24 protein-coding genes are annotated in these 23668 nt (G+C 70.3%); 17 read left to right on the top strand and 7 right to left on the bottom strand.

The features are described 5' to 3' along the window. Window positions 1-36 precede the first annotated feature (36 nt). The 5 genes from ybeY (at window position 37) to era (ending at window position 4160) form a co-directional block, all read left to right on the top strand. Window positions 37-519 (top strand): rRNA maturation RNase YbeY, encoded by a 483-nt coding sequence (gene ybeY, locus AB0K21_RS10415; RefSeq protein ID WP_343979833.1) that lies wholly within the window; start codon window positions 37-39, stop codon window positions 517-519. After that, the gene (locus AB0K21_RS10410) at window positions 516-1817 is read left to right on the top strand and encodes a hemolysin family protein (protein WP_364149162.1); all 1302 of its coding nucleotides are present in this window, start codon (window positions 516-518) and stop codon (window positions 1815-1817) included. Before ybeY ends, AB0K21_RS10410 begins: the two co-directional genes overlap by 4 nt. 364 nt (window positions 1818-2181) lie before the next feature. Continuing rightward, window positions 2182-2808 (top strand): hypothetical protein, encoded by a 627-nt coding sequence (locus tag AB0K21_RS10405; protein ID WP_364149160.1) that lies wholly within the window; start codon window positions 2182-2184, stop codon window positions 2806-2808. Between the two features lie 81 nt (window positions 2809-2889). Continuing rightward, the gene (locus AB0K21_RS10400; RefSeq protein ID WP_343979824.1) at window positions 2890-3222 is read left to right on the top strand and encodes a cytidine deaminase; all 333 of its coding nucleotides are present in this window, start codon (window positions 2890-2892) and stop codon (window positions 3220-3222) included. Between the two features lie 17 nt (window positions 3223-3239). Then, a complete protein-coding gene (gene era / locus AB0K21_RS10395) occupies window positions 3240-4160 on the top strand; it encodes a GTPase Era (RefSeq protein WP_343979821.1) in 921 nt (306 codons plus the stop codon). Between the two features lie 52 nt (window positions 4161-4212). On the opposite strand, the gene AB0K21_RS10390 is transcribed toward era, so the two are convergent. Genes AB0K21_RS10390 through AB0K21_RS10365 form a run of 6 tightly spaced genes read right to left on the bottom strand, consistent with a single transcriptional unit; the run spans window position 4213 to window position 8807 of the window. Continuing rightward, entirely contained in the window at window positions 4213-5022 is an 810-nt protein-coding gene (locus tag AB0K21_RS10390; RefSeq protein WP_343979817.1) for an urease accessory protein UreD, read from the bottom strand. Between the two features lie 3 nt (window positions 5023-5025). Beyond that, on the bottom strand, window positions 5026-5694 hold the full coding sequence (gene ureG, locus AB0K21_RS10385) for an urease accessory protein UreG (RefSeq protein WP_343980018.1): 669 nt from the start codon (window positions 5692-5694) through the stop codon (window positions 5026-5028). A gap of 27 nt (window positions 5695-5721) precedes the next feature. Continuing rightward, window positions 5722-6423, bottom strand: coding sequence for an urease accessory UreF family protein (locus AB0K21_RS10380; RefSeq protein ID WP_364149158.1), 702 nt, complete (start codon window positions 6421-6423; stop codon window positions 5722-5724). Between the two features lie 27 nt (window positions 6424-6450). Then, window positions 6451-8166: an urease subunit alpha gene (locus AB0K21_RS10375; protein ID WP_343978555.1), complete on the bottom strand. Its 1716-nt coding sequence runs from the start codon at window positions 8164-8166 to the stop codon at window positions 6451-6453. Next, the gene (locus AB0K21_RS10370) at window positions 8156-8482 is read right to left on the bottom strand and encodes an urease subunit beta (protein WP_030903960.1); all 327 of its coding nucleotides are present in this window, start codon (window positions 8480-8482) and stop codon (window positions 8156-8158) included. The genes AB0K21_RS10375 and AB0K21_RS10370 overlap by 11 nt, the downstream gene beginning before the upstream one ends. Before the next feature lie 22 nt (window positions 8483-8504). Next, a complete protein-coding gene (locus AB0K21_RS10365; protein WP_343978549.1) occupies window positions 8505-8807 on the bottom strand; it encodes an urease subunit gamma in 303 nt (100 codons plus the stop codon). 330 nt (window positions 8808-9137) lie between these two features. Here AB0K21_RS10365 and urtA point away from each other — a divergent pair, with 330 nt between their 5' ends. From urtA to AB0K21_RS10330, 7 genes are all read left to right on the top strand, one after another. After that, a complete protein-coding gene (urtA, locus tag AB0K21_RS10360) occupies window positions 9138-10373 on the top strand; it encodes an urea ABC transporter substrate-binding protein (protein WP_364149155.1) in 1236 nt (411 codons plus the stop codon). 117 nt (window positions 10374-10490) lie between these two features. Beyond that, on the top strand, window positions 10491-11357 hold the full coding sequence (urtB, locus tag AB0K21_RS10355) for an urea ABC transporter permease subunit UrtB (protein WP_030903954.1): 867 nt from the start codon (window positions 10491-10493) through the stop codon (window positions 11355-11357). Further along, entirely contained in the window at window positions 11354-12463 is a 1110-nt protein-coding gene (urtC, locus tag AB0K21_RS10350; RefSeq protein WP_343978540.1) for an urea ABC transporter permease subunit UrtC, read from the top strand. Before urtB ends, urtC begins: the two co-directional genes overlap by 4 nt. Next, window positions 12460-13218, top strand: a complete 759-nt coding sequence (gene urtD / locus AB0K21_RS10345; RefSeq protein WP_343978537.1) for an urea ABC transporter ATP-binding protein UrtD — start codon at window positions 12460-12462, stop codon at window positions 13216-13218. The genes urtC and urtD overlap by 4 nt, the downstream gene beginning before the upstream one ends. Continuing rightward, window positions 13196-13885, top strand: coding sequence for an urea ABC transporter ATP-binding subunit UrtE (urtE, locus tag AB0K21_RS10340; protein ID WP_343978534.1), 690 nt, complete (start codon window positions 13196-13198; stop codon window positions 13883-13885). The genes urtD and urtE overlap by 23 nt, the downstream gene beginning before the upstream one ends. A gap of 113 nt (window positions 13886-13998) precedes the next feature. After that, window positions 13999-15351, top strand: coding sequence for a transporter substrate-binding domain-containing protein (locus tag AB0K21_RS10335; RefSeq protein WP_364149152.1), 1353 nt, complete (start codon window positions 13999-14001; stop codon window positions 15349-15351). Further along, a complete protein-coding gene (locus AB0K21_RS10330; RefSeq protein ID WP_364149150.1) occupies window positions 15348-16406 on the top strand; it encodes a hypothetical protein in 1059 nt (352 codons plus the stop codon). Before AB0K21_RS10335 ends, AB0K21_RS10330 begins: the two co-directional genes overlap by 4 nt. On the opposite strand, the gene AB0K21_RS10325 is transcribed toward AB0K21_RS10330, so the two are convergent. Beyond that, a complete protein-coding gene (locus AB0K21_RS10325) occupies window positions 16400-16645 on the bottom strand; it encodes a DUF2630 family protein (protein WP_343978524.1) in 246 nt (81 codons plus the stop codon). The two genes, AB0K21_RS10330 and AB0K21_RS10325, sit on opposite strands and share 7 nt — an antisense overlap. Before the next feature lie 293 nt (window positions 16646-16938). On the opposite strand from AB0K21_RS10325, the gene leuA reads away from it, so the two are divergent. The 5 genes from leuA to AB0K21_RS10300 all read left to right on the top strand — a co-directional run bounded on the left by leuA (window position 16939) and on the right by AB0K21_RS10300 (window position 23632). Then, window positions 16939-18651, top strand: a complete 1713-nt coding sequence (gene leuA, locus AB0K21_RS10320) for a 2-isopropylmalate synthase (protein WP_364149148.1) — start codon at window positions 16939-16941, stop codon at window positions 18649-18651. A 201-nt stretch (window positions 18652-18852) separates the two neighbouring features. Next, a complete protein-coding gene (locus tag AB0K21_RS10315) occupies window positions 18853-20508 on the top strand; it encodes an FUSC family protein (RefSeq protein WP_364149146.1) in 1656 nt (551 codons plus the stop codon). Between the two features lie 13 nt (window positions 20509-20521). Further along, window positions 20522-21025, top strand: a complete 504-nt coding sequence (locus AB0K21_RS10310; protein WP_364149144.1) for a MarR family transcriptional regulator — start codon at window positions 20522-20524, stop codon at window positions 21023-21025. 717 nt (window positions 21026-21742) lie between these two features. Further along, window positions 21743-22051, top strand: coding sequence for an SSI family serine proteinase inhibitor (locus AB0K21_RS10305; protein WP_343978512.1), 309 nt, complete (start codon window positions 21743-21745; stop codon window positions 22049-22051). Window positions 22052-22336: 285 nt separating this feature from the next. After that, window positions 22337-23632, top strand: coding sequence for an FAD-binding protein (locus AB0K21_RS10300; protein ID WP_343978509.1), 1296 nt, complete (start codon window positions 22337-22339; stop codon window positions 23630-23632). The last annotated feature ends 36 nt before the right edge of the window (window positions 23633-23668 follow it).

Raw genomic sequence — 23668 nt, 5'->3', positions numbered from 1 at the left:
CGGGTCGCTCGGCACGTGGGAGACAGGGGGGGAGCTGTGAGCGTCGAGGTCAACAACGAGTCCGGTGTCGAGATCGACGAGGGACTCATCGTCTCGCTGGCCGGGCATGTGCTGGAGCGGATGGGCATCAACCCGCTCGCCGAGCTGTCGATCCTGGTCGTCGACGAGGAGACCATGTCGGTTCTGCACGAACGGTGGATGGGGGAGCCGGGTCCCACGGACGTGCTCGCCTTCCCGATGGACGAGCTGCGGCCGGGTCCGGGCGCGGGGGCGCGGCAGGAGGGTGACTCACCCACCGACCCGGCGCTCCTCGGTGACGTGGTGCTCTGCCCGCAGGTGGCCGCCAAGCAGGGGGCCGAGGCCGGGCACGGCACCGAGGCCGAGCTGGAGTTGCTGTGCACGCACGGCATCCTCCACCTGCTCGGCTACGACCACGCGGAGCCTGAGGAGCACAAGGAGATGTTCGGCCTTCAGGGCGAGCTTCTGGAGTCGTGGCAGGAGGTGCGCCCCCAGCGGTGAACCTCGCCAACGGGTGGTTGTTCTCCGCCGTCGTCCTCGTCGTGGTCGGCGGGTTGATCGCCAGCGCGGAGACGGCTCTGACCCGCATCTCAAGGGTTCGCGCGGAGGAGTTCGTCCGTGACGGCCGCCGGGGCGCGGTGCGTCTGCAGGCCATCGTCGCCGACCCGCCGCGCTACCTGAACCTCCTGCTCCTGCTCCGGCTGAGCTGCGAGCTGATCGCCACGGTGATCGGTACGCTGCTCTTCATCGACTGGCTCGGTGACCAGGGCTGGGCCTACGCCGCGGCGGCGGCGGTCATGATCGTCATCAGCTACGTGATCGTCGGAGTCTCCCCGCGCACGCTGGGCCGCCAGCACGCCGAGCCCATCGCGCTCGCCAGCGCCCCCGTGGTGTACGGCCTGACCCGGATCTTCGGCCCCCTGCCCAAGCTGCTCATCCTGCTCGGCAACGCGGTGACGCCGGGCAAGGGCTTTCGCGAGGGCCCCTTCACCTCCGAGGCCGAGCTGCGGGACCTGGTCGATCTGGCCGAGGAGCGCCGGGTCATCGAGCCCGACGAGCGGGAGATGATCCATTCGGTCTTCGAGCTCGGCGACACCCTGGTCCGCGAGGTCATGGTGCCCCGCACCGACATGGTGTTCATCGAGCGCGGCAAGACGCTGAGCCAGGCCATGTCCCTCGCGCTGCGCAGCGGTTTCTCCAGGATTCCGGTGGTCGGCGAGAACGAGGACGACGTCATCGGCATCGCCTACCTCAAGGACATCGCGCGCCGGGTGCAGGACACCGGTGACGACGGGCGCGCCGAGCCGGTGGAGTCCATCATGCGCCCGGCCACCTACGTGCCGGAGAGCAAGCCGATCGACCAGCTGCTGCGTGAGATGCAGGCCCGCCAGATCCACCAGGCCATCGTCATCGACGAGTACGGTGGCACGGCCGGTCTGGTCACCATCGAGGACATCCTGGAGGAGATCGTCGGTGAGATCACCGACGAGTACGACCAGGAGGTCCCCAGGGTGGAGCCGCTTGAGGGCGGCGCGGTGCGGGTGACCGCCAGGCTCCCGGTGGACGATCTGGAAGACCTGTTCGGCATCGAGCTGGAGGTCGACGACGTCGAGACCGTCGGAGGGCTGCTGGCGCACGCGCTGGGCCGGGTGCCGATCGCCGGTTCCCAGGCGGTGGTGGAGGGTCTCAGCCTGACGGCCGAGAGCCTCGCCGGGCGTCGCAACCGGATCGGCACGGTCCTCGTCACCAGGATCGCCCCCGTGGAGCCCGACTCGGTTTCGGCCTTCCCCGACCAGTGACGGGCCGGGGCGGTGGATTCGCCCCAAGTCGTCCGCAAGTGCTCTGCAAGCGGTACGGGCGATGCTTCTCGTACGGCACCTGGTCGCGCGGGAGCCGGTGGGAGATCTCCGCGTCCGGAGGGGTTCGCGGCGCGAGGGTCGGCCCACGGGGGAGAAGAGTTCACGCGGGCTTCGTGGCTGTCCTGCGTCACTCGCTTAGGGGTGTTCTCGACCGTGAAATACGGTTGAGGGCACCCTTAGGCGTTTCTTAATGATTGCCGCTTTTGCCGACGGGGAAGAAAGCGAGTCGGCGGGGACGAGACGCCTCGCACATGACATCGGGGGGATGCTCATGACGCGGGGGATGAATATTGTCGTTTTTGCGGTGTTATGTGGATTTATCGCGGGCGGCGCAGCCGGATGCGGTGGCGGAGCGGGGCCCGGCGACGCGATGGACGGCGCCGCGGAGCTGAACCGGCTGCGGGGAGTGCTCGACGAGGCGCGAGCGCTGCCCGACGGGTTCTCGGCCCGTCCGCGTGACGGCTGGCGCGCCCCGTTCCAGCCGGTGAACGAGGACTGCCGGCTCGTTCTCGACACCGCGGGAGGCAGGCCGCCGCAGCGGGCACTGGGGGCGCGGGCGGCCGTGACCTACCAGGGTGACGGGGTCGGGGAGCTGGCCGGGTTCGGTCTGGCCTCCTACCACGGTGACGACGCCGAACTTCACTTCAACGAGCTCACGCAGGCACTGAGCGGCTGTCCGGTCGCACGCGCCCAGGTGGCGGGCCGCGGCACCGCTCTTCGGGTATCCCCCCTGAACCTGACAGGGGTCGGTGACGAGGTGCAGGCCAGGCGGCTGAACGGCAGGCTGAACGGGTATCCGTACGAGATGCACCTGGTGTTCGCCCTCAGCGGCCACACCCTGATCTCACTGGTGCACGCCGGTGTCAGGGACGTCGACGTCGAGCGCACCCGTGAGCTCGCCCGCCTGCTGGTCGACGAGGTCGCAGCCTGAGCGGGGCCGCACCTGTGTTTTTTTGGTGCCGGGGCCGCACCGGTGTCGTCCTTGGCACCGGGAGCTGAATACCCTTGTGCTGTGAGTGACGCGACCCTCGATCCCGAGGACAAGAAGATCATCGTGCTGGCCCGGTCCACCCGTGCACGCAACGGAGCCGCCGAGGGCGCGGCCGTACGGGACGAGACGGGCCGGACCTACTCGGCGACCAATGTGGCGCTGCCGTCGCTGACCCTGTCGGCGATCCAGGTCGCCGTGGCGATGGCGGTGTCCGGTGGAGCGGAGTCGCTGGAGGCGGCCGCGCTGGTCACCGCGGGTGCGGGGCCCTCCGACGACGACCGGCGGGCGGTCCGCGACCTGGGTGCCGAGACCCTGCTGGTGGCCGGTCCTGACGGGACACCGCGTCAGAGCTGAGTCCGGTATCGGCGACAATGGTTGACGTGAGTTCCTCAGCTGCTGATTTCCATGCCGGTTTCGCCTGCTTCGTCGGCCGGCCCAACGTCGGCAAGTCCACGCTGATGAACGCGTTGGTCGGCACGAAGGTGGCGATCACCTCCTCCAAGCCACAGACGACCCGCCGGGCCATCCGTGGCATCGTGCACCGCCCCGACTCCCAGCTCGTCATCGTCGACACGCCGGGCCTGCACCGGCCCCGCACGCTCCTGGGTGAGCGGCTGGACAGCCTGGTGCTCTCCACCCTCACCGAGGTCGACGTGATCGGCTTCTGCGTGCCCGCCAACGAGCCCATCGGCAAGGGTGACCGGTTCATCGCCGAGAAGCTCGCGGGCGTCAAGAAGACCCCGGTGGTCGCCGTGGTGACCAAGTGCGACCTGGCGGCCCGCGAGCAGATCGCCGCGCAGCTGCTCGCGGTCTCCCAGCTCGCCGAGTTCGATGACATCGTGCCGGTCTCCGCGCAGTCGGGTGAGCAGCTCGACGTGCTGGCCGACGTGCTGGTCCAGCGCCTGCCGCAGAGCCCGCCGCTGTACGAGGGAGGACAGCTCACCGACGAGCCCGAGCAGGTGCTGGTCGGCGAGCTGATCCGGGAGGCGGCCCTGGAGGGGGTGCGTGACGAGTTGCCGCACTCGATCGCGGTGGTCGTCGACGAGATGCTGCCCAGACAGGGGCGTGACGACCTTCTCGACATCTACGCTCACATGTTCGTCGAGCGTCCGTCCCAGAAGGCCATCGTGATCGGGCACAGGGGCTCCCGGCTGAAGGACGTCGGCAGCCGCGCCCGCCGGCAGATCGAGGCGCTCCTCGGCACCCGCGTCTACCTCGACCTGCGCATCAGCGTCGCCAAGGACTGGCAGCGAGATCCCAAGCAGCTCCGCCGCCTGGGTTTCTACGACTGACGGGTCCCGGCGGGGGCGTGCGGCCGGGCTCCGGCAACCGCGGCCGTGCTTCTCAGCGGCGGCCGGTGACGGCTTCCTCCCCGTGCCCGAGCCGTCGTCGCAGCTCGACGGCGTCCCGGCCGAGCGCGGAGACCAGGGTGGCCGGCCCGGCCAGGGGCAGGACGGCCCAGCCCTGGCCGACCACCGTCTCCGGTGCCCGGCCGGTGACCAGGACGCTGCCCACGCAACGGGCGTCGCCGTAGACCGCGGGACTGTCGTCGATCTCCGCGTCGCCCACCACGAACTCCTGCCGGAGCAGCGGGCCCCCTCCGAGAACGGCGTCGAAGCGCGAGTGGCAGCGTCCGGGGCGCTCGCCGTACCGGCCGAAGACGATCTCCTCGCGCCAGCGCACCCGTGCGTCCTCGGCCAGGTCGAGCCGGACGACCATGCGATGCAGGCAGCCCGCCGCGAGCACCGTCGGCTCCGGCGCGAACCTGAGCGAGGCGCCCGCGCCGACCCGGGCCGTGATCGTCATCAGTGACTCGGCCCCGGCGGGGCCGGGCAGCACCAGGGTGCTCGCGACCGACCGCACCTCCAGTTCGGTTCCCGGCGCCACCTCGATGTCGAGGGCCAGGTCGTCACCGCCCAGCGGAGCCGCCGCGGTGGACACCAGGTGCACCCGGCCGGGCGCGGTCGCCCGCAGCGTGAGCGGTGGGCCGGAACGCATCGTGGCGAGGACGGTCCGGCCGGCCGCGTCCCGCCGGGTGGCGATCGCCGCCCGCGCCCTCATCGCCCGCCGACCTGCCCGCTCCGGCCGTGGTACGGACTCCGCCGGCGCCGGAGCGGGCAGGACGGGCGCGGGGACCGGGTTGGTGAGGGACATGACTCAGGCGTGGGAGTGCTCGTGGGTCCAGGACTCGACGAGCCCGGTGACCCATTCGGAGACCGCGTACGCTCGTGGATCCTCCCTGATCGAGGTGAAAAGCACGGGTTTGCCGTCCCGGACGGCCGCCGCGTCGCGTGACATGACCGTGAGGTCCGCGCCGACCATCGTGGCCAGATCGGTCTTGTTGATCACGAGCAGGTCGGCCGTCGTCACGCCGGGGCCGCCCTTGCGCGGGACCTTGTCGCCGCCGGACACGTCCAGCACGAAGATCTGCCGATCGGCCAGGCCCCTGCTGAAGGTGGCGGTGAGGTTGTCCCCGCCGCTCTCCACGATCACCAGGTCGAGCGGGCCGAACCGCTCCTCCAGGGTCTCCACCGCGTCGAGGTTGGCCGCGATGTCGTCCCGGATAGCGGTGTGCGGGCAGCACCCGGTCTGCACGGCGACGATCCGCTCCGGGTCGAGCACGCCCGCTCTGCGCAGGAAGTCGGCGTCCTCGGTGGTGTAGATGTCGTTGGTGACCACGCCCAGGTGCATGAACGGGCCGAGCGTCCGGCACAGCGCCGCGGTCAGCGCGGTCTTGCCGCTGCCGACGGGGCCTCCGATGCCCAGGCGTAACGCCCGGCCGCCAGGGTCGGCCGCGTGGTGGTGGTCGTCGTGGTTGGCGCCCATGTGGGTCACCGTCCTTCCAGGTGGTCGTCAGGAGACGAAAAGCCGCATATCTGCACGAATATGGTGTTCGGCGAGCAGGTCGAGCGCGGGGGAGGCGTGCGCGGGCAGTGCCTCCCAGCAGGCCTCCCAGCGGGCCTCCCCGCCGGTGGGGACGGTGGCCGCGGCCCTTTCCACGGCCGGGGCGAGATCGGCGAGCAGTCGGTGGACGGCGACGGGGTCGAGGCCGAGCAGCCGTACCGCCGCCGTGGCGGGTCCGGTGACGGAGGTGTAGGCCGCCGCCAGGGCGGCCTCGGCGGGGGAGCATCCCGCCACGGCCGCCACCGCGCCGAGCGCGAGGGGGTGGTGGGCGCCCTGGGGCAGGGCCCCGGCCAGCGTGTCGAGCACCGGGGAGGGCCAGATCCTCCGCGAGGTCCGTAGCAGCAGCCTGCCCTGGGTGCGGCTCGCCTCCCGCTGGGCGGGCGAGGAGATCCTGGCGTCCGCCTCCGCGTCCAGCCGCGTCCACTCCGAGCGGCCGGTCGCCGCGGCGGGAGACGCGCCGAGATCGCAGGCCGCGGCGGCGAGGGCGGCCGTCACCAGGCCCGCGGTGGCCAGTCGGCCCCGCAGAAAGGCGGCGAGGCCGGCAAGGTCGCGGATCGCGCCGATCCTGACCGCCTCCTCGGCGCCACCGGAGTGGCCGTGCCCCCCCGCGGGCAGCCGGGAGTCGGCCAGTAGCAGCAGCGCGGCGTTCAACTGGGGCTCCCTTCGGCCGGGCGGGGGTCAGAACAGGAAGTAGCGCTGGGTCATGGGCAGGGTCTCGGCGGGGGCGGGTTCGATCAGGTCGCCGTCGACGCTGACCGCGAAGGTGTCGGGGTCGACGTCGATCCTGGGCATGGCGTCGTTCAGCGGCATGCTCTCCTTGCCCCTGCGGCGGACGTCGGCCACCGGCAGCAGGCGCCTGCGGACGGCCAGCCGGTCGGCGAGGCCGTCCTCGATCGCCTGCGGGGCGACGAAGTGGACGGACGTGGCTGCGGCGGTGACCGGGGCGGCACCGAACATCGGGCGCGGCATGACCGGCTGCGGGGTCGGGATGGAGGCGTTCGCGTCGCCCATCTGGGCGTAGGCGATGACACCGCCCTTGACCACCAGGTTCGGTTTGATACCGAAGAAGGCCGGGTCCCACAGGACCAGGTCGGCCAGCTTGCCGGTCTCCACCGAGCCGACCTCGCCGTCCAAACCGTGGGCCACGGCCGGGCAGATCGTGTACTTGGCGACGTAGCGTCGGGCCCGGTGGTTGTCGGCGGGGCCGTCACCCGGCAGAGCCCCCCGGCGGCGCTTCATCACGTGCGCGGTCTGCCAGGTCCGGATGATCGTCTCGCCCACCCGGCCCATCGCCTGAGAGTCCGAGCCGATCATCGAGATCGCGCCCATGTCGTGCAGGATGTCCTCGGCCGCCATCGTGGACGGCCGGATCCGGGACTCGGCGAACGCCAGGTCCTCGGGGATGGACGGGTTGAGGTGGTGGCAGACCATCAGCATGTCGAGGTGCTCGTCGAGCGTGTTGACGGTGTGCGGGCGGGTCGGGTTGGTCGAGGACGGCAGGATGTTGCCGTAGGAGGCGACCCGGATGATGTCGGGTGCGTGCCCGCCGCCGGCTCCCTCGGTGTGGTAGGCGTGGATCATCCGGTCGCCGATCGCCGCCAGCGTCGACTCCACGAACCCGGCCTCGTTGAGGGTGTCGGTGTGGATCGTGACCTGGGTGCCAGTGGCATCGGCCACCGACAGGCAGGCGTCGATGGCGGCCGGGGTGGTGCCCCAGTCCTCGTGCAGCTTGAAACCTGAGGCCCCGGCGCGGAGTTGTTCCAGCAGCCCCTCGCGGCTGACCGTGTTGCCCTTGCCGAGCAGCGCGACGTTGATCGGGTAGGAGTCGAGAGACTCCAGCATCCGGGCGAGGTACCAGGTGCCGGTGACGGTGGTGGCCTTGGTGCCCTCGGCGGGTCCGGTGCCGCCGCCCACGATGGTCGTCACCCCGGCGGCGAGGGCCTCGTCGAGGATCTGCGGGCAGATCAGATGGACATGGGAGTCGATCGCCCCGGCGGTCAGGATCTTCCCGTTGCCCGCCAGGATCTCGGTCGAGGGGCCGATCACCAGGTCCGGATGGACTCCGTCCATGGTGTCGGGGTTTCCGGCCTTGCCGATCGCCACGATGCGGCCGTCCCTGACGCCGATGTCCGCCTTGACCACGCCCCAGTGGTCGAGGATCACCGCACCGGTGATCACCAGGTCGGGCGCACCCTCGGCCCTGGTGGTCCTGGCCTGGCCCATCGACTCCCTGATGACCTTGCCACCGCCGAAGACCGCCTCGTCGCCCGCTCCAGCGGGGCCCGTCGACAGGTCCTCGGTGACCTCGATGAGCAGGTCGGTGTCCGCCAGCCTGATCCGATCCCCGACGGTGGGGCCGTAGAGCGCGGCGTAGCGGGATCGTTCAATGAACACCGGGACTCCCGTCGAGAGGTCCGGCCCATTCGGGACGGAGACCGGGGACGATCCGCAGCCCGCCGATCGGCACGAGGGTCACGTCGCGCTCCACACCGGGTTCGAACCGCACCGCCGTACCCGCGGGGACGTCGAGCCGGGTGCCCCAGGCCGCCTGGCGGTCGAACTCCAGGCCGGGGTTGCACGCGGAGAAGTGGTAGTGCGAGCCGACCTGGATCGGCCGGTCCGCGGTGTTGACGACGCGGACGGTGACGCGCTCGCGGCCCGGGTTGAGCGGGATGGGCGTGTCGCCGTACAGGATCTCGCCGGGTGTCATCGGCGCTCACCGCTCCTTGTGGTCACGGGATCGGCTGGTGGACGGTGACGAGCTTGGTGCCGTCGGGGAAGGTGGCCTCGATCTGCACGGACGACAGCATCTCGGGCACCCCCTCCATGACGTCGTCGCGGGAGAGTACCTTGCGCCCCGCCTCCATCAGCTCGGCGACGGTCCGCCCGTCCCTGGCCCCCTCCATGAGGAAGGACGCGATGATCGCGGTGGCCTCGGGGTGGTTGAGCCGGAGGCCACGTGACCTGCGGTCGCGGGCGAGACCGGCGGCGACGTGGATGAGCAGGCGTTCCTGCTCGTGTGGTGTGAGCCGCATGCCCGGACCATAGGAACCGGCGGTTTCGGTGACGTTGCGCGTTGATGTCATGCCTGTTTCCAGAGGACGTGAGCTGCGCGAAAGAGGAGGAACCGTCCATCGGCGCTCCTTCCTTGCGGGCCCGCCGAGGCGTTCTGAAGTTAATATCACGAAATTTGTTGATTTATCAGGACAAATATTCGGGGGTTATTCGCGGCGCCGCGTCCTGTCACGGCGGTGATATCCCGGTAAGGCGCAATTAACAACCGCGAACTAGGCGGGAAACCTCACTCAGTCACCTTGGCGGCAGATAGATCGGTGCGGGGGCCGTACCGGCAAGGAGGAAAGTCATTGAGGAAGACAGCATGGTGCTCCGCGGTGGCCGTCGCGGCACTGGTCGCGACGCTGACCGCCTGCGGCGGTGAAGCCCCTGCGAACAAGGACGCGGCCGCCGCGAGCGGCGGTGAGGGGGACATCAAGGTCGGCATCCTGCACTCGCTGAGCGGCACCATGGCCATCAGCGAGGTGACCGTCAGGGACGCGGAACTGCTCGCCATCGAGGAGATCAACGCCGCCGGGGGAGTGCTCGGCAAGAAGCTGGTCCCGGTAGTGGAGGACGGCGCGTCCGACTGGCCCACCTTCGCGGAGAAGGCCACCAAGCTCATCCGCCAGGACAAGGTCGCCACCACCTTCGGTGGGTGGACCTCCGCCAGCCGCAAGGCGATGCTGCCGGTCTTCGAGCGGAGCAAGGCCCTGCTGTGGTACCCGGTGCAGTACGAGGGCCTGGAGAGCTCGCCGTACATCTTCTACACCGGCGCCACCACCAACCAGCAGATCATCCCCGGCCTCGACTATCTCAAGGAACAGGGCAAGAAGAAGATCTTCCTGGTCGGCAGCGACTACGTCTTCCCCCGGACCGCCAACAAGATCATCAAGGCGTACGCGGCGGCGAACGACATGGAGATCCTCGGCGAGGAGTACACCCCGCTCGGCCACACCGAGTACAGCACGCTGACCAACAAGGTCCTCCAGGCCAAGCCGGACGCCGTCTTCAACACCCTCAACGGTGACAGCAACGTCGCCTTCTTCAAGCAGCTCAGCAGCGCCGGGGTCACCGCGGAGAAGATGCCCGTGCTGTCGGTGAGCGTCGCCGAGGAGGAGGTCAAGGGCATCGGCGTCGACAACATCGCCGGCCACCCCGTCGCCTGGAACTACTACCAGACCACCGACAATGCGGCCAACGAGAAGTTCGTCGCCGCGTTCAAGGCCAAGTACGGCGCGGACAAGGTGACCTCCGACCCGATGGAGGCCGGGTACAACGCCGTCTACCTCTGGGCCGAGGCGGTCAAGAAGGCCGGCAGCGTCGAGGTCGAGGCGGTCAGGAAGGCGGCGGGCGGCATCGCGCTGGACCGTCCCGAGGGCCTCGTCACCATCGACGGTGAGAACCAGCACATGTACAAGACGGCCAGGATCGGGGTGATCCAGCCCGACGGTCTCATCAAGGAGGTCTGGAACTCCGGTGAGCCGATCAAGCCCGACCCCTACCTCAAGGGCTACCCCTGGGCGAGTGGCCTGGCCACCGGCTGACCCCCCAAGACCGGCTCCGGACCGGGCCGTGACCAGATCACGGAAAGTACCGTGGCGCGCCCACGACGCGGCGTGGCCCGGCTCCGGAGCCACACACTCGTAGGAAGGGGACCTTCGGTGGAGGCCTTTCTCAACCAGCTCCCGATCGGCCTGTCCATCGGGGCCGTGCTGCTTCTCATCGCCCTCGGGCTGACGTTCACGTTCGGCCAGATGGGCGTGATCAACATGGCCCACGGCGAGTTCATCATGGCCGGGGCGTACACCGCCTACCTGCTCCAGGACCTCACCGGCCGGATGGCGGTGATCGTGGCCCTGCCCGTCGCCTTCCTGGTCGCCGGGCTGATGGGGCTCATCCTGGAACGGGCCGCGATCCGGCACTTCTACGGCCGCCCGCTCGACACCCTGCTGCTCACCTGGGGCGTCAGCCTCGTGCTCCAGCAACTCGCCCGCGACCTGTTCGGGGCGCCCAACGTGCAGGTCCAGGCACCCACCTGGCTACAGGGCGGCATCGCGTCCCTGCCGTACAACCGGCTGTTCATCTTCGGCCTGGCCGTCGCCACGGTCATCGGCATCTGGGCCTACATGAACCGCACCGGCGCCGGCCGCCGGATGCAGGCCGTGATGCAGAACCGGCAGCTGGCCGCGGTCAGCGGCATCAACACCGCCCGCGTGGACCAGCGCACCTTCTTCATCGGCTCAGGGCTGGCCGGGGTCGCCGGGGTGGCCCTCACCCTCATCGGCCCCGTCGGACCCGCACTCGGCACCTACTACATCGTCGACGCCTTCCTGGTGGTCGTCGCCGGAGGCCTCGGCCAGCTGCGCGGCGCCGTCATCGCCGCCGCGGGCCTCGGCCTGCTCAACTCCTACGCCGAGTTCTGGAGCGACGCCAGCCTGGCGAAGGTCATCGTGTTCGCCGCGATCATCGCCTTCCTTCAGTTCCGCCCGCAGGGCCTGTTCGTACTCCGATCGAGGGCGCTAACGTGAATCTCACCCGCCTCAAGGGGCCGGGGCTCTTCGCGGCGGTGGCCGTGCTCGCCCTGGTCGTCGCACCGCTGGTGCTGGAACCCTTCCGCCTCGGCCTGCTGGCCAAGTACCTCTGCTTCGCGATCATCGCCCTGGGCATCGGCCTGGCCTGGGGGCAGGGCGGCATGCTCGTCCTCGGCCAGGGCGTGTTCTTCGGGCTCGGCGGCTACGCGATGGGCATGCACCTGAAGCTGGTGGACGCCCAGGGAGACCTGCCCGACTTCATGATCTGGAGTGGGGTCGAGCAGTTGCCCGCGCTCTGGAAACCGTTCGCCAACCCGGTGTTCGCGCTGGCCATGGTGGTACTCGGGCCGATGCTGATCGCCACCGTACTGGGCCTGCTGGTGTTCCGCCAGCGGGTGCGCGGCGCGTACTTCGCGATCCTCACCCAGGCGCTCGCCGCCGCGTTCGTCATCCTGCTCGTCGGCCGGCAGGGCCTGACCGGCGGCACCAACGGGCTGACCAACTTCTTCGACCTGTTCGGCCAGGACCTGGCCGCGGACTCCACCCAGCGCGGGCTCTACTTCGTGGTCGCGGTCGTCACCGGGCTGCTCTACCTCGGTGCCCGCCAGCTGGTGGGCAGCCGCTTCGGGCGGCTGCTCGTCGCGATCAGGGACGGCGAGGACCGCGTCAGGTTCCTCGGCTACGACCCGGCCAGGGTGAAGACCGTCGTCTTCGCGATCTCAGCGGGCATGGCCGGGCTGGCGGGTGCCCTGTTCGTGCCGGTGGTCGGCATCATCTCGCCCGCGCTGCTGGGGGTGGTCCCCTCGCTCGAACTGGTCGTCGCGGTCGCGGTGGGCGGCAGGTTCGCCCTCGCCGGGGCCGTCCTCGGCGCGGTCGTCATGGGGTACGCCAAGACCTCCTTCAGCGAGCAGTTCGCCGACGGCTGGCTCTACCTGCAGGGCGCGCTGTTCATCCTCGTGATGACCCTGGCCCCCAAGGGGATCCTCGGCCTGGCGGCGTCGGCCCGCGACGCCCTGGCCCGGCGGTCGAAGCGCCCCACGACCCCGGAATCCCCGCCCACGGACGACGCCCCCGGCAGGAGAGTCATGGAGGAGGTCGGATGAGCCCGATCATCGAGGTACGCGGGCTGTCGGTGGTCTTCGACGGCTTCCGCGCCATCGACGGCATCGACCTGACCGTCGAGGAGGGGGAACTGCGCTTCCTGATCGGCCCCAACGGGGCGGGGAAGACCACGCTCATCGACGTCATCACCGGCCTCACCCGCCCCACCGCCGGCGAGATCGTCTTCGCCGGCCGCAGCCTGGCCGGCCTGCGCGAGCACAGCATCGTCAGGCTCGGTGTCGGGCGCACCTTCCAGACCTCGGTGGTCTTCGAGGAGCTCACGGTCCTGGAGAACCTCGACCTGGCGGCCTCCTTCCGGCGCCCGCTCTGGTCGCTGGCCCGGCGCAGGCGCGGGATCTCCGAGGCCGTCGCCGACGCACTGGAGACCACGGGGCTGCGGGAGCTGGCCGACCGGCCCGCGGGGGTGCTCTCCCATGGGCAGCGGCAGTGGCTGGAGATCGGCATGCTGCTCACCCAGAGCCCCAAGCTGCTCCTGCTGGACGAGCCGGTGGCCGGGATGTCGAAGGACGAGCGGGAACGGACCGGTGAGCTGCTGACGTCCGTGGCCGACGACCACACGGTGATCGTGATCGAACATGACATGGAGTTCCTGCGCAGGTACGCCTCGCAGGTCACCGTCCTGCACGAGGGCAAGGTGCTGATCGAGGGCTCGGTGGACCAGGTCCGCGACGACCCGCGCGTGCAGGAGGTCTATCTCGGAAGGAAGCGCGGCGATGCTGTCAGTACAGGATCTTGACGCCGGGTACGGCAGGGCCCGGGTGCTGTTCGGGGTCTCCCTGCGGGTGGAGCCAGGGCAGCTGGTGTGCGTGATGGGCCGCAACGGGGTGGGTAAGACCACCCTGCTCAACACCGTGATGGGCGTGCTGCCCGCCACCGCGGGCTCGGTCACCTTCGAGGGCCGGGACGTGACGCGCCTGCCGCCGCACGAGCGGGTACGGCTCGGCATGGCGTACGTCCCCCAGGGGCACGAGACCTTCCCTCAGCTCAGCGTGCTCGGCAACCTTCAGGTCACGCTGGAGGCCTCCGGCGGCCCGCAGGAGGCGCTGGAGGAGGCGCTGGAGACCTTCCCCCGCCTGAAGCCGCTGCTCAAGCGGCGTGCCGGATTCCTGTCCGGCGGACAGCAGCAGCAGCTCGCGATCGCCCGCGCGCTCGTCACCCGACCCAGGCTGCTCATCCTGGACGAGCCCACCGAGGGCATCCAGCCCTCGATCATCATCGAGATCGAGGAGGCGATCGAGCGGCTGCACGCCTCCGGCCTGTCGCTCCTGCTGGTCGAACAGTATCTGGACCTGGCGCTCCGTCTCGCCGACCGTTTTCTCATCCTCGACGCCGGGCACGTCGCCCATTCGGGAGCGGTGGAGGAATTACACGGAGAGGAAATTCACCGCCTTCTTGCCGTGTGAGCCGCACTATTCCATATCAAGAAGGTGGTATTTGATCTCTTCTTGATGAAGAACCTCCCGCTGCGGGCGATGGCGACATAACCTACCCAGCAAAAAGGGAGTCCGGGGGTGTCATGACGGAGGAACCTGCGGACGGGGGGACGCGAGCGGAGGGGGCGCCGGGCCCTTCCGGGAATCACGGTCGCTCCGACCGGCGACCCGGCCGCGAGGCCGGCAGGCCGGTCGACGACGAGCGCGAGGGACGATCCGGCGGCGAGACCGGCGGATCGCCCGGTGACGAGCGTGACCGGTGGTCCGACGATCGACATGACCGTGAGCGGCGCCTCGACGGCCGACAGGAGCGGTACGGTCATGAGCGCCGGTTCGACGAGCGGTACGAGCATGACCGGTGGGACGACGACAGGTACGGCCGTGACCCGCGGCCCGAGGATGCGCGGCCTTTCGAGGACGCCTACCCCGGGGCGCGGATCGATCCGCCGGGGACGCCCGCCAGGCGTGGGTTCCGCCGGTTCCGGCTGACGGCCTGGATCGCGCTGGTCGTCGCCGCGGTCGTGGTCGGGGTGTCCGTCGCGTGGGTGAACGGGCCGCCCACCGAGGCCGAGCTACGGGAGAAGGCGGGACTCCTCAGCAAGGACAGGCTCCGGATCGGCGTGAAGGACGACACCCCGGGCATCGCCCTGAGGTCGAAGGACGGGAGCGGCTTCGAGGGCTTCGACATCGACATCGCCTACATGATCGCGGCGGATCTGGGCTTCCGGCGCGACCAGGTCGAGTTCATGTCCATCGAGACCGAGGACAGGGCGCGCATGCAGGCCCGGAACGGGAACGGGGAATTCGTCAGGGTCGACCTCGTGGTGGCGACCTTCAGCGTGACGCCCGACCGCAGGGCGGACCCCTCCGTCGGCTTCTCCACGCCCTACCTCTTCACCGAGCAGTCGGTGGTGACCAGATCCGACTACGAGGACGAACACGTCGCCTCCCTGGGGCAGCTTGAGGGCAAGAAGGTCTGCTCACTCGGGACCTCGACCTCCCTGGTCGAGTTGAGCAAGGCGATAAAGGGCAACCCCATCGCCGAGGGCCTGATCAGCAAATGCGTGGAGCGTCTCCGGAGGGGCGACATCGACGCGGTGACCACCGACGCGGCACTCCTGGCCGGGTTCGTCACGCAGGACAGGAACCTGCGCCACCACGACATCGCGCTGGAGAAGACGGAGATGTGGGCTGTCAACGCGGGGCGCAACGCCGCGCTGCGCACCCTGGTCGACCTCGCGCTCTACCGTTCCTACGCCGATCCGCAGAACCAGCGCTGGGAGGAGGCGTACAAGACCCACATCGAGCCGCTGCTGAGGACCAACCCGGGAGTGAACGTGGCCCAGGCGGAGCAGCCGTGCGCGCTTCCCCCGCCGGTGCGCCGCTGGCCGTGGGAGCGGACCCTCCCCCTCCAGGATTGTCCCTCCGCGCCTTGAAGACCGACAGGCGGGTCAGGGACGCGCCGAGGAACCAGGAGTGGTTCCTCACACTGCTGCCGGTGTTCCCGATCGTCCTGCTGGTGATGCGGCTGTGGTACGCCAGCAGGCAGGACACCCAGACGCTGCTCCTGCTCGTGCAGACCATCAGCCCGCTGGGCATGCTGAGCGCGATCCTGCTGACCACGGTGTGGGTGCTGCCCGTCGTCGTCGTCGGCGGCCGGCTCCTCGGCACCCTCTACTGGATCAGCACGGGCCGTTCCTCATGGCTGGTGCGGGCGGCCCGGCGGCTGCCCGGCTGGGTCGCGGGCCTGGCCGTCGTGGTGGGCGTGGGCACCTGGCAGCTGCGCTTCCTGCCCACGCTGATGATGCTGTCGCTCGCGCTGGCGGGCCTGACCGTGCGCGAGCGGTACCCGGCCCACGAGGAGTTGCGGACCACGTTCTGCTACGCGCTGCCGCTGATCGCCGCGGTGCTGTCGTACGTGCTGCTGTGGCCTGCCGTCGTCACCGCGTTCGCCGAGCGGGATGTGGCGACCGCGATCCTGCTGACGCTCCCCCCGGTGTGCGTGCCGCTGCTGACCGGCCCGGTGCCCGCGGCGTCGGCCAGGGTGCTGACCCACGGCATCGCGATCGCGATGGCGGTGTTCACCCCGTTCCTGGTCGGCGCGGTCGTGATGAGGGCGCCGATCCTCCCGCTGATCGCCCTGGAGATCACCGAGGAGGACTCCTCCGAGGTGCTCGTGGGCTACATGGTCGCCAGTGACGACCTGATGACCACGGTCCTGCACCGCGACGGTGCGGTGAGCTTCATCTCCAACGAGCGGCTGCGGTCGAAGGTGCTCTGCCCCGACCCCGGCGAGGTGCCCAGGACATGGGCGAACCTGCACGGCTGGTACGTCGAACAGAGTGTGATCTCCTGGCTCGCCCCGGTCTCGCGGCGGACCCCGGCCGATTCACGCTGCGAGGGCCGCCCGGCCGCGGAGCCCGCTCCCGTCTCCCCGTCCCCGTCCCCGTCCCCGACTCCGACAGGGGCCTTGGGAGCGGGCGGTCACTGACGGTAGTCCTCGACCTCGTCGATCGGGCGGGGCGCGGCGGAGTCGGGGTCCTCACCGAACTCGCGGCGTGCCCGGCGCTGCCTGAGCAGGTCCCATGCCTGGTCGAGAGCCTCCTCCAGCTGCTGGATCCGGTTGTTCTCCTCATGCGAGGAGATCGAGTGCGAAGTCAGTCTCTTTCGGAGCTCGCGCTCCTCGGCGATGAGCTCGTTGATGTGGGCGAGGATGTCGATGTCCTTCATGGCGGTTCCCCCCGTCAGAGTTCTCCTCTGGTGACCGTACCGTCGGAAGCCGAGCCGGTGGCGCCGGTGTGGTTCGCGTCGCGCGCCTTCCTCGGACGGCGTCCCGGAGATCTTCGAGTTCCGCCATGTGAGACCTGGGCTCGGGCATTCGAAGCCGTCTGGTAGCGTGCAATGCATGCTGCGCGGGCTGCTTCTTAGCTGCCGCGACGAGGGCCTGTAAAGGCCGGCTCCCTCGTCGCGGAGCGAGCCATGCGTGTCGGCCACGATTGTTTTTCCAGTCGAGGAGCCCTTGCATGTATCCGCAGCAGCAGCCCAGCCCCATGCCGTTCAAGCGCTACGAGTCCTTCGAGCCGATTCGGCTGACCGACCGGACCTGGCCGGACAAGGTCATCGAGCGGGCACCCCGGTGGTGTGCCGTCGACCTGCGTGACGGCAACCAGGCGCTGATCGACCCCATGGACCCCCACCGCAAGCTCAAGATGTTCGAGCTGCTGGTGAAGATGGGCTACAAGGAGATCGAGGTGGGCTTCCCCGCCGCCTCCCAGACCGACTTCGACTTCGTACGGCAGATCATCGAAGAGGGGCTGATCCCCGACGACGTGGTCATCCAGGTCCTGACCCAGGCCAGGCCCGAGCTGATCGAGCGGACCTTCGAGTCGGTGCGCGGGGCCAAGCAGGCGATCATCCACCTGTACAACTCCACCTCCACCCTCCAGCGCAGGGTCGTCTTCGGTCAGGACCGCGAGGGCATCACCGCGATCGCGGTCGAGGGCGCCAAGCTCTGCAAGAAGCTGGCCGCCGAGATGGACGACACGGAGATCTACTTCCAGTACTCCCCGGAGTCCTTCACCGGCACCGAGCTGGAGTACGCGGTGGAGGTCTGCGACGCCGTCAACGACGTGTGGCAGCCCACCCCCGACCGCAAGGTCATCGTCAACCTGCCCGCCACCGTCGAGATGTCCACGCCCAACATCTACGCCGACCAGATCGAGTGGATGCACCGCAACCTGGCCTATCGCGACTCGATCGTGCTCTCCCTGCACCCCCACAATGACCGGGGCACCGCCGTCGCCGCCGCCGAACTGGGCTACCTGGCCGGGGCGGACCGGATCGAAGGCTGCCTGTTCGGCAACGGCGAGCGCACCGGCAACGTCTGCCTGGTCACGCTGGGCATGAACCTGTTCTCGCAGGGCATCGACCCGGAGGTCGACATCTCCGACATCGATGAGATCCGCCGGATCACCGAGTACTGCACCCAGCTGCCCGTCCACCCGCGCCACCCGTGGGGCGGCGAGCTGGTCTACACCGCCTTCTCCGGATCTCACCAGGACGCCATCAAGAAGGGCTTCGAGCACCTGGAGCGCGACGCGGCCGCCGCGGGCGTCCCGGTCGGGGAGTTCACCTGGGCGGTCCCCTACCTGCCGATCGACCCCAAGGACATCGGCCGCACGTACGAGGCGGTCATCAGGGTCAACAGCCAGTCGGGCAAGGGCGGGGTCGCCTACATCATGAAGGCCGACCACCAGCTGGACCTGCCGCGCCGCCTGCAGATCGAGTTCTCCCGCGTCGTCCAGAGCCGTGCCGACGCCCTCGGCGGCGAGGTGAGCCCGGCCCAGATGTTCGAGATCTTCACCGACGAGTACCTGCCGAACGAGGCCGGCCGGTGGGGACGGCTGGGCCTGCTGGCCCACCGCACCGTCTCCCAGGGCGACGAGAAGGACGCGATCAGCGCCGACCTGCGGATCGACGGGGAGATCCGGGAGATCGAGGGTGTCGGCAACGGCCCCATCTCCGCCTTCTGCGAGGCCCTGGCCAGGGTCGGCGTCGAGGTTCGCGTCCTGGACTACGCCGAGCACGCCATGAGCGCCGGCACCGACGCCAAGGCCGCCTCCTACATCGAGTGCGAGATCGCCGGTCAGGCCCTGTGGGGTGTCGGCATCGACGCCAACACCACCGCCGCCGCGCTCAAGGCCGTCATCTCCGCGGTCAACCGCGCCAACCGCTAGCCCCCGGCACGACCCGCCGGGGCGACGCGCCCGACAACGACCCACAAGGTCACCTGTCGTCCACTCGACCGCGCCTCCCGCGTGACCCGCGGACGCGCGGTCGAGTCGTCTCGGCGGGTGGCCGAGGCCGTGGGGAGACCGGTCGTCCTGGCACTATATGCTTTACAAGTAAAACACTTGCTAACCACATGAACGGGGATCATGAAGGAACGGCCGGGGCGGCGACTGCCGCTGAGGGGGGTGTTCCGGCTCGGCCGGTTCGGCGACATCTGGCACAAGCACGCGCTCAGCGCGGTCATCGCGCTGGCGATCCCCGACCTGATCCTTCTCGCCGTGGGCCGGCTGGATCTGGCGGTCTACACCTCCGCCGGAGCGATGTGCGCCCTGTACGGGCACGGCCTGCCGTACGCGGCGCGGGCGCGCGGCCTGATCTGGGTGGCGCTGGGCATGATCGGCGGAGTGGGGGTGGCGCTCGTCGCGTCCGGCCTCACCCGGTCCACCACGATCCTGATCATCGTGTCCGCGATGCTGGCCGCCCTGCACAAGGTGGTCTGCGACGCCACCCGGATCGGCCCGCCCGGGAATCTGATCTTCACCTTCATGGCTGCGACCTGCGCCTTCATCCCCCAGCGGCTCACTGAGGTGCCCTTCCACCTGGCGCTCGCCGCACTGGGCGCCATCCTTGCCGCTCTGGTCTGCATGGCCCCGGCGCTCGTCCGGCCCGAGGGGCCCCAGCGGATCGTCGTCGCCCGCGCGCTGGAGGCGGTCGCGCGACTCCCGCACGCGGCCTCCACCGGCGGCACCCCGACCCCCCGGGTCCGCCACGACGCCGCCGCGGCGGTGAACGCCGCCTGGCGCACTCTCCTGCCGGTGCCCGCGAGCCCGAACCGCGGCGCGCTGGAGCGCCTGCTGGTACACGCCGAGGAGACCCTCGCGACAGGTTTCACCACCGAGGCCGCCCGGCTGACGGGCTGGGCCACCGACCTGCGCCGGAACCGGCCGCTGCCCCGCACGAGCCGCACCGAGGACGAGGCCGCCGAGCTGACCGGCATCGCGATGGAACGGGCCGTCCGGAGCCGCGAGCCGAGCGTGCTGCGGGCGTTCCATCCGGCCTCCGCGCTGTTCCCGATCGGGGTCAGGGTCGCCGTCGGCTCCGCGCTGGCCGGGTTGACCTCGATGGCACTGGGGGTCGGTCACCCCTACTGGGCGGTCGTGATGGCCGCCTCTGTCTTCCAGGCCAACGCCATGCTGTCCTGGCAACGGGCGCTGCAGCGCGCCCTCGGCAGCGTGTTCGGACTTCTCGTCTTCGCCCTGCTGCTGCCGATCAGCCGCACCGGGCAGCTCGCGCTGGTGTTGCTGGTGCTGTTCCTCCAGTTCTGCACCGAGGCGTTGATCACCCGTAACTACTGGCTCGGCACGGTGTGCGTGACCCCGATGGCCCTCCTGCTGACCGAGTTCTCCGGATACCAGCCCGCCGGGCAGCTGATCGCCGACCGCTGGCTGGACACCTGCGTGGGCGTCGCGGCGGGACTGCTCGGCTGCCTGCTGGTGACCAACCGCCGTACCGCCGGCCGGATCGACGCCGCCCTGCACCGGGTGGCCGTCACCCGGGCCGGGGCGGGACATCTGCTGGCGAGCGGCTCGGCGGGGCCCGGCGACATCTCCCGGGCCCGAGGTCTGCTCGCCGCCGCCCTGGTGGAACTCCGGGAGGCCGCCGAGGTCGCGGCCGGCGAGTGGTGGCAACGTGTGCTGCCGGCGGAACGGATCGCCCACGCCGAGCAGGAGGGCCACCGTACGCTCACGCGCCTGAGGGGACCCGTCCGGGATAGAGTCGCCTCAAAGTCGATCAACGGGTGAGGGAAGCGGGGGCGTGGAGGACATCGTCGCGCAGGTGATGCGCCAGTGGCGCGGTGTCCACCCGGGACTGGACACCGCGCCGATGGCCGTGATCGGCCGCCTCAACCGCTGTTCCCTGTTGATCCAGCAGGCCGCCGATGCGCCGCTGCGCGAGCACGGCCTGACCCGGTCGGAGTTCGACATCCTCGGCGCGCTGCGGCGGCTGGATCGGGAGCTCACCCCCAGCCAGATCGCCAGGGAGACCTTCGCCTCCGGCGCCGCCGTCACCAAGCGGTTGCGGTTCCTGGAGGAGCGCGGACTGGTGGCCCGCCGCCCCGACGACCGGGACGGGCGGGTGTCCCACCTCTCACTCACCGGGCAGGGCCGTACGCTCATCGACCAGATGCTCCCCGAGCAGGTCGACTACGACGCGTCGCTGCTGGCCGGCCTGGCCGTGGAGCGGCAGCGGGAGCTGGCGGAACTCCTCGGCGAGCTGCTCCTCCTGCTGGAGGGGCGGCTGGGCGTCCGTTCGCTCTGACCGTGTGCTCCTCCGCCCGCGGCGGCGACCGGCGGTACGAACCGGATGTGCCCGGCAGCCGAGCACTTTCCAAACTGGTGAATTCATAGCATTCCACGGCGAGTCGCTCCGAGGTGCCCCATCGTTAGCGACATAGCATTTTTGCAGCTCAGGGTGTAATTCGCTCCCCCCGAACAAACCGAAAGCGACATTTTCGGCTATGTACGAAATTCGTATTTATCGGGGGAATTCATGCGATGTATCTTCGGCCTGGCCACCGCCGGGCTCGTCCTTCTCAGCGGCACGACGGCCGCCGCGGACGTGCTGCCGCAACCGCCGGGCCGCGGGCCCGATCCGGCCGTGGGCCGGCCGATCGCCGATCCGCCTCCGTGGCCGCCGCGACCGATGCCTCCGGGACCCGGATCGATCACGCTGCCCCCGCGACCGCCGATGCCTCCGGGACCGATGCCTCCGGGGCCTGGGCCGCTGCCTCCGGGGCCCGGGTCGATGATTCCACCCCCGAGACCTCCGCTCCCGCCGGGGCCTTCGCTCCCGTGGCCGCCCGGCACGTGGGGTCAGCCGATTCCGCCGCGCCCGACCCCGCCTCCGCCGTGGCCGACTCCGTGGCCGCCGCGCCCGTTCCCGCCAAGGCCGACCGGATGGCCGCTTCCGCCGTGGCCGACTCCGTGGCCGCCGCGCCCGATTCCACCGCGCCCGATTCCGCCGTGGCCCGTGACGGTGGGCGTACCACTGGGCAGGGATCTCTCACTGACCGTCGCGGGCAGGGCGGGCACCCGTAGCGTCCAGCTCAGCTGCTCGCCGGTCTTCGGGACGCACCCGCGCGCGGCGGACGCGTGCGCGGCGCTCTACCCGGCGCAGGGCGACCCGGCCCGGGTCAGCCCGACATGGATGGGGTGCGCGCGGGTGTACGACCCCACGACGGCGAGTGCGACCGGCACCTGGGACGGCCAGTACATCCAGTACCGGCGGACCTTCAGTAACGCGTGCGACATGCACGCCGCGACAGGTGCGGTCTTCGATTTCTAGGGCCTGACCCTCGCGAGGCCGGGGGCGGTGAGCATCCCCCGTCGGCGCCCGTCATGAAACGGCGGCCTGATCGCCGGTGAGGGTGCTCACCGCCCCCCGGCACATCGGCTCCTGCGGTGGCGGGGCATTCCGCCACCGCAGGAGTCTGAAATACCCTTGGGGCGGCGATGCCGTCGTCGCGTCCTCGCGGGGCCGCCGGCCGTGGGCCGTGCCCCCGCCCGGCCACCCGTGCGCGGCGCGCATCCGCCGCGTACGGCCTGGCGCGAGGCGTAGAGAGGGCACGACTTGACCGGACGGCTGCTGAACTGGGCGGGCAACATCACCTACGGCGCCGCGCGGTTCCACCGCCCCGGCAGCATGGAGCAGCTCCAGGAACTGGTCGCCGGTAGCGACGCCGTCCGGGCACTCGGCACCCGGCACTCCTTCAACGAGATCGCCGACCGCCCCGGCGGTGATCTCGTCTCGCTGGAGGATCTGCCGGGCGGGCCCGAACTCGACCCGGCACGCGGCACGGTCACGGTCGGCGCCGGGGTGCGTTACGGCGAGCTGAGCCGTCATCTGCACGGTGCGGGCTACGCGCTGCACAATCTCGGCTCGCTGCCGCACATCTCGGTCGCCGGTGCCTGCGCCACGGCCACGCACGGCTCGGGCGACGCCAACGGCAACCTGGCGACCGCGGTCTCCGGCCTCGAACTGGTCACCGCCGACGGTGAGGTCACCTTCCTCAGCCGGGATCGGGACGGCGACCGCTTCGCGGGGGCGGTCGTCGCGCTCGGCGCGCTGGGTGTCGTCACCAGGGTCGTCCTCGACGTCGTCCCGGCCTTCGAGATGCGGCAGCACGTCTACGAGAACCTGCCCTGGGCGCGCCTTGAGGAGCACTTCGAGGAGATCACCTCGGCCGGGTACAGCGTGAGCATGTTCACCGGATGGAACGGCCCGGTGATCGACCAGGTGTGGGTGAAGCGGCGCGACGGCGAGCCCGGCCCGTGGGAGCCGGCGGCGCGCTGGCTGGACGCCACGGCCGCCCCGGCCGACCGGCACCCGCTGCCGGGGCTGTCCGCCGTCAACTGCACCGCGCAGCTGGGGGTGCCCGGCCCCTGGTACGACCGGCTGCCGCACTTTCGCCTGGACTTCACCCCGAGCAGCGGGGAGGAGCTCCAGTCGGAGTATCTGTTCCCGCGCCGCCACGCCCTGGCCGTGCTCCGCGCGCTGGACGGGGTCAGGGACGTCGTGTCCCCCGTCCTGCAGGTGTCGGAGATCCGCACCGTCGCGGCGGACGAGTTGTGGCTGAGTCCCTCCTACCGCCAGGACGTCGTCGCGGTCCACTTCACCTGGAAGAAGGACTGGCCCGCGGTACGCCGGGTGCTCACCGTGATCGAGGACCTGCTGGAGCCCTTCGAGGCCCGCCCTCACTGGGGCAAACTCTTCCTGATGGGCCCTGAGCGCCTGGCGTCCCGGTACGATCGGCTACCGGACTTCCGGCGGCTGGCCGCCGACCTCGACCCCACGGGCAAGTTCCGCAACCCGTTCGTCAACGATCGTCTCTTCGCGGACGGTGCCACCTCATCGGTGTCGAGGTGACGGTCTGTCCGCCGGCCGGTCGCCTCGCCGAACGGG

This window comes from Streptosporangium sp. NPDC049248, from assembly GCF_040678965.1.
Classification (GTDB): Bacteria; Actinomycetota; Actinomycetes; order Streptosporangiales; family Streptosporangiaceae; genus Streptosporangium; species Streptosporangium fukuiense.
The sequence above is the reverse complement of the archived record's forward strand: the minus strand, read 5'-3'. Positions and strand labels throughout refer to the sequence as shown.